The sequence below is a fragment of the Bacillus sp. 03113 genome, from assembly GCF_006546985.1.
Taxonomy (GTDB): domain Bacteria; phylum Bacillota; class Bacilli; order Bacillales; family Cytobacillaceae; genus VATK01.
Map to the genome: position 1 here is coordinate 46,819 of NZ_VATK01000008.1, position 11,947 is coordinate 58,765.

Below are 11,947 nucleotides of genomic sequence, written 5' to 3' on the forward strand. Positions count from 1 at the left end.
TTTTTTTAAAACAATATTTGTATGTACAACAAAAATGAATCTTTAATAAAGGAGCAGAACTGCATGAAAGAAAATAGTCATTCTTCTAAAATCCATTATGGCTGGGTCGTTGTTTTTATTACATTCGTGGCGCTTTTAGTATCCTCGGGAATCCGATCCATGCCGAGCATTTTAATGCTCCCATTTGAAGATGAATTTGGATGGAGTCGTGGAGGGATTTCTAGCGTAATCTCGATTGGAATTTTCTTATATGGATTAGTAGGCCCGTTTTCAGCAGCATTCCTGCAAAAATACGGTATAAGAAGGGTAGTGGCTTTTTCATTAGCGGTATTAGCGATTAGTTTATCGATTACACCCTTTATGACTTCACTTTGGCAATTTGAGATTTTATGGGGACTTGTGTCAGGTCTTGCTACAGGAATGATGGCAAATGTTCTCGGTGTGACGGTAAGCAATCAATGGTTTGTAAAAAGAAAAGGACTGGTGGTAGGGTTACTAACAGCTAGTGCAGCTACTGGTCAGTTGCTGTTCTTGCCTACCTTGGCCAAAATCACGGTAGAGGCAGGATGGAGAACTTCCATTTATACCGCTGTTACAGTGATTGTTATTGTGCTCGCAGTTGTTGTCGTCTGGATGAGAAACCATCCATTTGATGTAGGCTTGGCTCCATTTGGTTCAGAGGAGGTAGTCAGACCGGCACCTTTTACCGGGAATTTATTTCTCGCACCCTTACAGGCTCTTTATTCTGCGCTAAAGAACTCCACATTTTGGCTCTTAGCTGGTACCTTCTTTTTCTGTGGTTTTTCCACCAATGGCTTGATCGGAACGCATTTAATTCCTGCAAGTCACGATCATGGTATTCCTGAGGTAACGGCAGCAGGACTTTTGGCTATGATGGGAATCTTTGATCTAGTAGGTACAACACTTTCTGGATGGCTTTCAGACCGCTTCGATAGCCGAAAACTATTGTTCTGGTATTATAGCTTACGTGGACTTTCCTTGCTTTTCTTACCATATGCTTTTGAAGCCAATCACATGATGCTTCTAATATTCTCCATCTTCTATGGTCTAGATTGGATTGCCACAGTCCCGCCAACTGTAAAGTTAGCTTCTATCGAATTCGGGAAAGAAAAGGCAGGAATGATTTTTGGCTGGATCGTCGTTTCTCACCAGGTTGGTGCATCTGCAGCTGCTTTTGGAGCAGGAATGATGAGAGAAGTGCTCGGAAGCTATACCATTCCATTTATTTCAGCTGGCTTAGTTTGCTTGTTCGCAGCTTTAATGGCTATGAAAATATCAAAAAGTAAAGCAGCAATATAAACACAACTTTGAATCACTTCATAGACAAAAAAGTTCTTAAAATGAAGAACTTTTTTGTCATCACTTTGTTTAAACTATATTTTGTAATATTTTAAGTTAATACTATTTTTATTATTACTCCATAAATGACCCCTAAAAAAATGGAAGAGAGAGTCCCTAATAAAAAATATTCTGCAAAATCTCTATCATCCATTTGTTTAAAGCGAACAATTGATTTAGCTGCAACAATGAACCCTATACTTGTAAAAGCATTATTAACGATCAATACAATAACAAGTAATCTTTCTAAATACCCGATATAAACTCCTCTTGATAGATGTTGCTTTTTATTAACGAGGTATGTAAATTCCTCTGAAATACTTGGAATTGGCTGACTTGCCATATGAGATGCTTCGGTTTGTTCTCTTTTTATTACATACTTGCCTTCGTATAAAGACAAATGATCTGGCAGTATTCCAACTAGAAGTTTAATAAAATGGCTACTAACAGTCGTTGAAATGATGAACATCAATATTAAAAAGAGAATGGTATTAATAGTAGAAATATTTTGGCCAGCTTCTTGACTCAATATCACATTGAAATGATTGGTATAAGAAGTCAAATCAAAATCAAGAAAAATAATACAAACTAAAATGACAGCTCCTATATGTAGGGCCTGATCGAGAATAAATAAGTAAAATTGCCGTATAGGCTGCTTAAAATAAGTATGTAATAATAATATTTTAATCCGATCAATACCGTAGTGAAAAAACACGATGGCAATGGATGGTAATGCAGCCTGTTTGAAAAAATATGTGAGATCATTCCTTAAATAAAAACCTGTTAAAACGAGCATAGAAAGTACGAAATGATGCAGTAAATGCCTTCTTAAATACTTTGATTTATTTTTCACCATTTTATCTGTCTGTAGATAAAAATCTCCTATCAAATGAGCGATAATTAAGCATAAAATGATCATTGTATTTCCTTTCCTTGTTTTTACATTTTTAATTCAGGAAAAAATTGTTTAACATTATCCTTAAGATGATTTCTAATAGATGTATTTAAATCATGAATTAACAGCATCATTTGATCAACATTCTGCGATTCAGATGTTTCATGTATACTTAATATTTTCTGGATTTTATAAAAATTTTTTAGTAAAAGTTCACTCTGACCTCTTTTATAGTGGGTGGATATGGTAGATTGAGTTTTGTTTAATACCTTTGCTACTTGTTTTTGTTCATGAAAAATAGAATAAAGAGAGTAAATAAGCTTTTGATTCTCTGATTGATTTTGAAGTAATGCTTGCTGATTTTCTATCAATAAATTCAAGATATCTGTTGTACTTATGATTTTTTTTTTCTCTTGATCTCCAGTTATTAGCATATTCGTATAACGATTTTTATCTTTTTTGATCTTTGCATTTTGATCTCTAGCTTTTTTTATTAATGGGTGATTCCAAATTTCAATATCTAGATTTTCGATATCTTCATCTATAAACCCATAAGAGATCCCAAAATATGGGCGTTGCTTAGTGAATTTCCAATGTTGACTAATGTGGTAGGCAATTGTAAAAGCTGTAAAATGATGATAACTGACAAATAAAATTTCATCACCCCGTCGATGTGAAACCTTAGACATTATCGTATTTTCACACCATGCTCCAATATATTTTTCCCATTCTTGCAAGTATTTTGTTATCTCAAACCAATTCTTTTCGGAAGTAGAGTTCGTGACATCCATAATAAAAATCGACGTAGCTTTTTTCATATCGATACCTCCAGTATAACAAAGAAACATATGTTCGTTAATAGTTTTTTTACTTTAAATGATTAAATGGTTCATTGTCATTATAACTCACTTAGATAAATTAGTCTAAGTGGATAAAAATTCGATAAATTTATCAAACTTTGATTGAATTTGATAAATTTATCGAATTGGGTTAAAAATATTCAAAATAACTAGACTGCAGCATGTAAAGTGTTATCAAAGAAGGCATTAAAAAAGAGACCCCACATCAAGCAAAGGTAGGGTCTCTATCAGATGAAGTATAGAATACAACTGATTCTCCTATTTTTACCTACTGAAACGAGCTCACTTGTATTGTCTTAACACAACTGCTATGGATTTATTTATCCGTTTTGGTAGAGGGGGATGGATTGATAATATCTTACTCAACCAGATAAAAAAGCCTTTTTATTTGTTTACCTGATCAAGGTATTCAGAATGGTTTACTTGTTGATAAAGAATTTTTCCAATCGCAAGCATCGTTAAGCTGTTTTTGGCAGCAACAAGATTTCCAGTATAATAAATAGCATATCGTATGGCCAATCATCAGCGCATGAAGCAATAATGGGACTGTCAACAGTCCAACCAGAATCATAATACCAATGATCGAAAGGGCAAACAACATAGATATAATACTAATAATGAGTACGATCCAAAAAATAAATAGACTCTTTTCTGAATACTAGTTCTTTTTGAGTTAATTCTTTTTCTATCATCCAATCGATCTCCTTATGTACAATGATTAAAATTATAGCAGTTTTTTGAAATGTTAATAGTAGTATTCCTTATCCAGATAATGGATGTATAAAAAAATCGAGAAAGTAGGCAATATGAAATGAAGTTAAGTATATTAGATCAAGCACCAATTTCTTCAAATCAAACGGCTAAAGATGCCTTAAATGAATCTATGAAATTAGCACAAGCAGGAGAAGCGCTAGGGTATACACGCTATTGGATTGCTGAACATCATGACTTACGAGGGCTTGCATGTTCTGCACCTGAAGTGATGCTAGGCTATATTGGAGCAAATACAAATAAGATTCGCATTGGTTCAGGAGCTGTTTTATTGCCTTATTATAAACCATATAAAGTGGCAGAAGTATACAACATGCTGGCTACTTTGTTTCCAGGTCGTATTGATGTTGGAATAGGAAGAGCACCTGGAGGTTCAGCTGAGGCTACAAATGCTTTATCAGCTAATTTCTTAGAACAAGTATGGAACATGCCAAACTCTGTAAGAGATCTGCTTAATTTTTTAGACGATGATTTTCCTGCTGACCACGAGTACGCTAAAGTATCAGCTTCTCCGTTGCCTCAAGTTTCACCAGAGCCTTGGCTTCTAGGGACAAGTAAAAAAAGTGCTTTACTTGCTGCCAAAAATGGCTTAGCTTATACATTCGGTCAGTTTATGAGCGACCAGGACGGCGCTGCGCTTATTCAACAATATTTACAAGCCTTTAAACCTAGAAAACAAGGTCAAAAACCTAAAGTTATTCTGACTGTGTCAGCTATTTGTGCAGAAACGTCTGAAAAAGCTGAACAGGTAGCGTTAAGTACCCTTATTTGGACATTGCAAAAAGAAAAAGGGGAAGGGCAGCAAGGAGTTCCTTCCATTCAAGAGGCAATGCAATATAGGCTAAGTGATAAGGAAAAACAAACATTAGATAAAAGGAAACAAATCATGATTATAGGTAATCCTTATGAAATAAAACAGAAATTTTTTGAGATACAAGCTCAATATAAAGCAGATGAAATAATGATTGTGACGATTACACACTCTCCGAGAGACCGGATTCAATCCTATAAACTGATAGCAGAAGAAATACTTCATCAATTTAAAAAATAATTAATGAGTACTTTAAAAAATTAAGAAGAATAAGCGAAACGGTCGTATACTTATACCTTTTTAAGGAAAACGTATACACGAAAGGAGTTGAATGCATTATGAAAAATAAGGACAGGAATAGAAGTACAGAACCTTCAATCGCTCCGGGAATGGATGACAACGAAGAACTAGAGAAAGAAGCCACAAAAGAGGAAATTGAAAAGGGCGATTATACACAAGTGACTACACTTTCTTATGATGAAGTAGATCAAAGTTAAATATAAACCGCCTAAAAAGCACTGACAAAAATAAGCAGCAGTGCTTTTCGAATAACGTCATTGAAAACAAGATGTATAACGTTGCATAATCAAGATATTCTTCAATTTCCTTTAACATACTTGTTTTAACCACGTCTAGTGTTTTTTCAATAATCACTTTTATCAAATTACCCCAAAAATGAACTTAGACAGTAAAAGGAATTATGTACTAAACTGCTTAAATTACCGTGGAGGATAGCTGTAATGTAATAAAAGAGCGTTTTTTAATAATAGTCTTCAAAATAATATCGATTTCTATGACATTTTTCACAGTTTCTATGAGGAAAATCCCACGCTAATTGCTTTCCGCATTGGGTACATTTCTTTATGAAAGTTGTTAAATTTTTCGACAGAACTTGAAATATTTTTTTGGATATTTCTTCTTTTAAATCAATAACTTTATCCTCATCGAAATCAATTGATTGGGAATAGAGAAATGACGTATATAGTGATAGTTTTTTATAACTGTTTTCTAGTTTTTCTACATCACTTGAATCAGTATAAACATGAGGATATTTTAGTTCATTTCCTAAAAGATACTCTTTGATCATTTCTAACCAACATTGGGTCATGTGTTGTTCGTCAATGGAAAATGGTACTGAACATAAAGAAACTTTTTTCGAAAGGGGGAGTTCTATATCTAAGTTGTTCAGTTTTCTTTCTAAATAAGCCATTTTCGCTTCTACTTCGTTTAAAGGATGAACCTTATATGGAGAGTCCTTTATCTCTATTTGGTAAAACTCCCAAGTTCTTTTCAATAATTCGAATGATTCATAGGGAAACATCTTGATTGAGTCTTGTGAAATTGGAAGATATGAAAATTCAATGTCTTGAACAATTGCTTTTAATGATTTTTTAAGACTTTTCGATCCCTTTGTTGCATTGACTAATCCTTTTTCATAAATTCCTTCTCGCCCTGCTCGACCCGCTATTTGTTGAACTTCTTCAGGTTTTAGCAACCGAACATTTTTCCCATCAAATTTTTCATTTTCCATAAAGAGAATTCTCTTTATTGGAAGATTTAGTCCCATGCCGATCGCATCTGTAGAAACTAATATTTTTGAGAAACCTTTTCGAAATTGCTCCATTTGTTTTCTTCTTGTTTCAGGAGGCATGCTGCCATATAGAACTGAAACAGTAAAACCTTTTTTCAATAGTATTGCTGCTATATTTAGTACTTTTCTTTTTGAAAAAACGATCAATGCGTCAGCGTTTTTAATATCAGTTGGAAATCGACATGACTTTTCTTCCCAAAGTAGAGGGGTATTTCTTTCATGCTGGACAATTTCAAATCCAAATCCGTGAAAGGATAATATTTTTTTAATTAATGACAAGGCATGTGGTGCAGTAATTAAATGAATTTCTTTTGCTTGTACACCAAGAATAGCTTTTACCCAATAAGAACCTCTGTCATGATCCGAGAGCATTTGACATTCATCAATTACAACTACATCAAAATTCTCATGAAAATTCGCAGCTTCAACCGTAGCACTAAGGTGAGTACTTCCATGAATATTTTTTCTTTCTTCACCGGTAATTAACGCACATTTTTTTCCGTTACTTTTAATTTCTTCAGTTCTCCATAATTTTCTTTGAACAAATTTTTTATTTGGTTCTTTATTATATTAAGATGATTTTCAAAATGTTGATTGAAGGAGGAAAAGTTATCAGGTTTTTCTATTTGCTCATAAAGTTCTTGTAGCTTGCTAATTTTATCTTCTGTAAAAAAAGAAATTTCATATTCCCCGAAATCATAAAAAATACTGTCTGCAAATTCATAAATTTTATCATCTAAATCTAAAACCTGTCGTAACACCCAATCAAGATTTTGAATGTCCATTTTATCTACTTCGTCTGCTTCGTATCCTTGCTCCATAAGAAAAATTCTTATTTTATCAATCCCAATTGTTTCGATCGTTTCGATAATTAATCCATAAATAAAGTCATTTGTTTTTTCTTCGATTTCATGAGCCAATGTGTGGTAATATCCATAATGATATGCTGGTAAAGGATACAACTCATAGTCGTTCCAAAAATCTTCTAATTTATTATAATAGTCAATATCAAACTCTTCATTCTCTCGAAGGTCTTCTAATTCTTCTTGTACCAGTTCTACAACCTCTTGCTCTAATTTATTAATTTGGTTATTTATTCCTTCTTTTAATTTTTCTATAAAAATATCTTCCGTTAATTTTGTATCTATTATAAACACCTCTTTCAATCTTATATTCTTTCACTTAAATTATATCAAACGTATGTTCTGTTATCTGTGAAAATTTTGTTAATTTCATTATGATTAATGATTATGTAAATTCTTTTATACAAATTTAGTTTGAGTAATATCAAACTCAGTTTATTAAAAAAATATCTTAATCATTTATATGGATTGACTAAATGATTAATGGGTAATATAAGCAAATCATAGCATTGAAATTAAATATATTTTCAATCCTGATAGGAGACGATTAGATTGAAAAAATTGATAGGAACAATGATAATCTTATTGTTATTAAACATGTTTCTTCCAGCAAAACAAATTGTTAATGCAAGTATAGAAGAAGGAATGAAAGCTGCTTTTATTAGAAATCATGATTTATGGGTAAAAATCGGAGAGAAGGAGCATCAAGTAACATCTGGAGAAAATGTACAATACCCGAAATGGTCCTATAACGGAAAGTGGCTTGCCTTTCAAAAAAGAGAAGACCAAAAGTCGGAAATATGGTTATATCAATTAGAAACAAGGCAACTATTCAATGTAATACAAACGGAGTTTCCCACATATAGATGGTCGCCTAATGAAAACAAGCTCGCCATTTTAGTTGGTGATAAATTGAAGATGATTGAGACAGATAAACTGACGTTAGGTGAAAAGAAAAATCAAATCTACAAAAAAGTGTTTGAGGGAGTTGGAAACTTTTCTTGGTTGCCAAAAGGAAAAGAATTTTTAATCTCTACTGCTCCTGTGCAAGTACCAGAAGGGTGGGCAGATATTCAATTGTTAATTGTTCCTGAGGATATTTCACAAGATATGAATAAAGTCAAACAGCTATTTACTCTCCCAAGTCAAACAGAAAAATACTTTGCGATTACAACTAGCTTGTTTAAATGGTCACCGGATGGTAGGTGGATATCATTTTTAGGGATTCCTACCGCTTCGTTAGCTGCAGATGTGAATACACTTTTTATTTTATCTGCTGATGGCAAGAAGCTTATACAAGTAGATGAAATGCTGAATAATGAAAATTGGTTTCATTGGGCACCAGATCTGAAATATCTTGCGTATATTGAAGGGGTAGGTCGAAATGCTACTCAAAATAAACAGCTTAAAATTAAGAAGTTTAACAAGTGGGGCATGAAAGAAGCAAGCTTAACACCAGAAGGGTATGTAGATTGGGATTTTACTTGGCGGTCAGATCGGATCATTACAATTTCACGTGCACAGGAAAGTGATTTACAATTGGATTCAGCAGAAAGACCTTTACCATTTTTAGTGCAGATTGATATTAAAAAGAATAGACAAACTGTATTGACGTCACCTCCTGAGAACTTTGGAGATTTTTATCCAGTTTATTTAAGAAAAAGTAGCCAATTAAGCTGGGTTCGATTTAATCACCAAAAAGCTGAAGCATGGATCGCTAGTCCTGATGGTTCAGAAGCTGTTAGATGGATTGAAAATATTGATCCAGCTCCTGAATATTATGAAAGATGGGATTGGCCTGCGGTAATTAGTTACTATAATTAAATTAGTGTTATAAAGAGTTGTGATAACATTGGTTTCAATGTTTTTACATAACAATGAAGATGTCATGGCAAAATCAGTCTTCTGGTTATCAATTACATCTAGGAATCAAAATAGGATTCTTACAAACAGAAGGAATTAAATGTTTCCTAACATTTCTGAGTAGGAATTTTAGTTAAATAGGTGATCAACTTTTACATAAAAACCCTGTAATATAGATGAATGTATTAAACCTGTTTCTTTTACAATTGCTTTTTGTTCATAGCCGCCATATTCATCCAAAATATAAACTATAACGGTATTTAATATAGGATTTACAATCCAATATTCCTTAACGCCATATTTCATATATAAATTCAGCTTTGTTACTAGGTCATGGGATTGATTGGAAAAGCTTAGAATTTCTATAATCATTGTCGGGACTCCGTGATAATTATTCTCTGTAAATCCTTCTTTTTCACATATGATCGATATGTCGGGAATAACGACTTTCTTTTTGACTATAGGCTTTTGACATAAAGTAGGATGCCACTCATTTTTACAAGCTGGTGAATAGCCTGATTTTCCATTTTTAGATTCCCAACGTAAAGCGAAAACATCGGTCCTGCCTTTAAATAGTTTTTTAAATATATGGATTCTTTCTTTTAATTTTTCTACTTTAGTAGTTTTATCAATAGTTGAAATTGGATAAGAATCCTCAAGGCGAAATTCAATGTTATGGGATTTTAAAAGTTCTTTTAATAGACGATTTTCATGTTTTAATCTTTCACATTCTTTAATTGTCAGCTGTAGCTGATGTTCGAGATTTTGCATATTATTCCCTCTATTAATGTGGTAAATTAATTTAAAAGCTTCGTAATTTATATTGCTATTATACCCAAAGTAAGTAGAAGATAAAATTCAAAAAATTTAAAAGAAAAAAATTCGGAGGTGGTTAGAAGGCAAAGAAAAGAAACGGTCATTACTATATAGTTCAATATATTGATCGAGCATTCCATGAAAAAGTTTCAATGATATAATAACTTGTGAATTTTAAGATTCATTTAAATATTCTCAAATATAAAGACAAGATATTACAAATTTAAATTTCAAATGTCGATCATCACAATAACGGAAGAAGGATTAAAATGAAAAAAAACAAAGTAAAAATTAAGATAACAGATGAATATCCAACAAGTATTGTTAAAGATTTTCTAAATTTCTTAAACTACATAGAAAACAACACAATTAAGTTAACGAAGGCTAACCAATATCTTACTAGTAGCTATATATTCTCTAATGTCTGAACCAAAGCTGGACGTTCCTTTAAAAAGTAATCAATCAACCTATCCACTCTTACACATGTTTTTTCACCTTGCACTAAAGTTAGAATTATTACAAAAAAGAAGTTTTGGAGGAGGGATGATTGCTACGATCCATGGAGAACATATGGCAGACTTTAATGGTATGACTCTATCTGAAAAATATGTAACATTATTAGATTCTTTTTGGATAAAAGCAGATTGGGAAGAATTACAAGGAGGATATTTCCGTAAAGAACCAACTAATATTGATTTACTATTTGAATTTTTAGAGCAATTTCCCGCAAATAAAGAGTTAAATGTAAGTGTAAATAGTGATTTAAGGCATTTTCTCTTTAATTTTGAACACTTTCTCTTTTATTTTAGCTACTTCGGACTTTGGAATATAGTAATAGATGAAGAAAAATCACAACAAATAAGTGTGAATTATCATGCAGCAAAATCAATCATGCTCACTCCATTGTTTAAATGTTTAGAAGAAGCATTAGCCGAAACATGGGAGTCTAAGACTAATGATATGATAGCAGCCTTTGAACTCTTAAAAATATTTAGTCCACCTCCAATTATTGAAGATATACAAGATCATCTACAAGAAGAAAAAAACCAAAAAGAATCGCTATTTGTATTACTAAAACCTTTATTTGAAGAAGGGGAACTTAACAGCACATATAGCACATATAGCAATAGAAAAAAAACGATAGTCGCTGGAAAATATCTATTTAAAGTAACTTTAAACAATTCATGCTGGTGTACGGTACAACTCTCTGAATCACACACACTTTTAGATCTCCATGAATTAATTCAAGATGCTTTAAAATTTAATGACGATCATCTTTACTCCTTCTATATGGATGGAAAAAAGTTTAGCAAAAATTGCTATAACTCTCCAATGGATAGTCATGGACCTTTTGTAAATCATGTAAAAATAGGCAGTCTCCATTTATATGAGGGACAAAGATTTCTTTATTTATTTGATTTTGGTAATGAATGGGAGTTTTATATTAATGTAATGAAAATTACGGAAGGGATAGAAGGTGTTTCAGCTATAATTTGTGATAGGAAAGGGGACCCTCCTACACAATACGACTCGTAATGATTCCAAGAGTTATACCGTTGGTGATGTAAAAACAATTTTTAAATACACTAAATCAAACTGCTATTAAACATTAGCAAGACGGATATTCATAAAAATAGAGGTAACTTTACTTTAAAACACATGAAGGCAGACTACATTTTAGGACCAATCGGATCAACAAAATCAACTCCAAGATATGGCAGAAGTAAGGATTGGTAACTATTGTATGATTGGTCCCAATGTTGCACTATACACAGCAGATCATTCAATTCAACCGAAAGACAGGAACAAGAGTGGTTATGCCATTCCAATTGAGATAGGAAATTATATCTGGTAAGAGGTTGTTTTGTTTTTCTAGTTTACATAATGTATATTATAGGAACTAATTAAAAGAAAATAAAATTCCATCTCAATCAAGAAGTATACTTTAAATAGTGAGACAAAATGGAATTTTATTCTTTATCACGCCTGATTTTATAAAATATCATCCTATACATAAACAGTGTTTTAGATCAAGTAATTATTTACGAACTGGCACCATCTTTTCTAAGATTTTAATGTTCCAATTCTCAGAGTTTAGATTTTTTCACCATCATTTAA

Annotated in this window: 12 protein-coding genes; 6 read left to right on the forward strand and 6 right to left on the reverse strand. The window is 32.4% G+C overall.

The window, feature by feature from the left end:
- The first annotated feature begins 63 nt into the window (after positions 1-63).
- Entirely contained in the window at positions 64-1,320 is a 1,257-nt protein-coding gene (locus tag FDO66_RS09015; protein WP_141432318.1) for an MFS transporter, read from the forward strand.
- 91 nt (positions 1,321-1,411) lie between these two features.
- Here FDO66_RS09015 and FDO66_RS09020 read toward each other — a convergent pair whose 3' ends face one another.
- From FDO66_RS09020 to FDO66_RS21225, 3 genes are all read right to left on the reverse strand, one after another.
- Positions 1,412-2,278 (reverse strand): DUF3307 domain-containing protein, encoded by an 867-nt coding sequence (locus FDO66_RS09020; protein WP_141432319.1) that lies wholly within the window; start codon positions 2,276-2,278, stop codon positions 1,412-1,414.
- A 20-nt stretch (positions 2,279-2,298) separates the two neighbouring features.
- A complete protein-coding gene (locus FDO66_RS09025; RefSeq protein ID WP_141432320.1) occupies positions 2,299-3,072 on the reverse strand; it encodes a helix-turn-helix transcriptional regulator in 774 nt (257 codons plus the stop codon).
- 426 nt (positions 3,073-3,498) lie between these two features.
- Positions 3,499-3,633 (reverse strand): hypothetical protein, encoded by a 135-nt coding sequence (locus FDO66_RS21225; RefSeq protein WP_258535675.1) that lies wholly within the window; start codon positions 3,631-3,633, stop codon positions 3,499-3,501.
- A 292-nt stretch (positions 3,634-3,925) separates the two neighbouring features.
- Between FDO66_RS21225 and FDO66_RS09030 the strand changes: the two genes are divergently transcribed.
- Together FDO66_RS09030 and FDO66_RS20800 are read left to right on the forward strand one after the other, a co-directional pair.
- Positions 3,926-4,936: an LLM class flavin-dependent oxidoreductase gene (locus FDO66_RS09030; protein WP_141432321.1), complete on the forward strand. Its 1,011-nt coding sequence runs from the start codon at positions 3,926-3,928 to the stop codon at positions 4,934-4,936.
- Between the two features lie 98 nt (positions 4,937-5,034).
- Positions 5,035-5,193 (forward strand): hypothetical protein, encoded by a 159-nt coding sequence (locus FDO66_RS20800; RefSeq protein WP_181444504.1) that lies wholly within the window; start codon positions 5,035-5,037, stop codon positions 5,191-5,193.
- Between the two features lie 263 nt (positions 5,194-5,456).
- On the opposite strand, the gene FDO66_RS09035 is transcribed toward FDO66_RS20800, so the two are convergent.
- Complete coding sequence (locus FDO66_RS09035; RefSeq protein WP_395939763.1) at positions 5,457-6,800, reverse strand: helicase-related protein; 1,344 nt, start codon at positions 6,798-6,800, stop codon at positions 5,457-5,459.
- Positions 6,770-7,444, reverse strand: coding sequence for a hypothetical protein (locus tag FDO66_RS09040; RefSeq protein WP_220095163.1), 675 nt, complete (start codon positions 7,442-7,444; stop codon positions 6,770-6,772). The genes FDO66_RS09035 and FDO66_RS09040 overlap by 31 nt, the downstream gene beginning before the upstream one ends.
- 258 nt (positions 7,445-7,702) lie before the next feature.
- On the opposite strand from FDO66_RS09040, the gene FDO66_RS09045 reads away from it, so the two are divergent.
- A complete protein-coding gene (locus tag FDO66_RS09045; RefSeq protein ID WP_141432324.1) occupies positions 7,703-8,974 on the forward strand; it encodes a TolB family protein in 1,272 nt (423 codons plus the stop codon).
- Positions 8,975-9,142: 168 nt separating this feature from the next.
- Here the strand turns inward: FDO66_RS09045 and FDO66_RS09050 are convergent, their stop codons facing one another.
- The gene (locus FDO66_RS09050) at positions 9,143-9,784 is read right to left on the reverse strand and encodes a Uma2 family endonuclease (protein WP_141432325.1); all 642 of its coding nucleotides are present in this window, start codon (positions 9,782-9,784) and stop codon (positions 9,143-9,145) included.
- A gap of 615 nt (positions 9,785-10,399) precedes the next feature.
- On the opposite strand from FDO66_RS09050, the gene FDO66_RS09055 reads away from it, so the two are divergent.
- Positions 10,400-11,365 (forward strand): IS1096 element passenger TnpR family protein, encoded by a 966-nt coding sequence (locus tag FDO66_RS09055; RefSeq protein ID WP_181444505.1) that lies wholly within the window; start codon positions 10,400-10,402, stop codon positions 11,363-11,365.
- Between the two features lie 178 nt (positions 11,366-11,543).
- Positions 11,544-11,684: an LbetaH domain-containing protein gene (locus FDO66_RS21105; protein ID WP_220095164.1), complete on the forward strand. Its 141-nt coding sequence runs from the start codon at positions 11,544-11,546 to the stop codon at positions 11,682-11,684.
- The last annotated feature ends 263 nt before the right edge of the window (positions 11,685-11,947 follow it).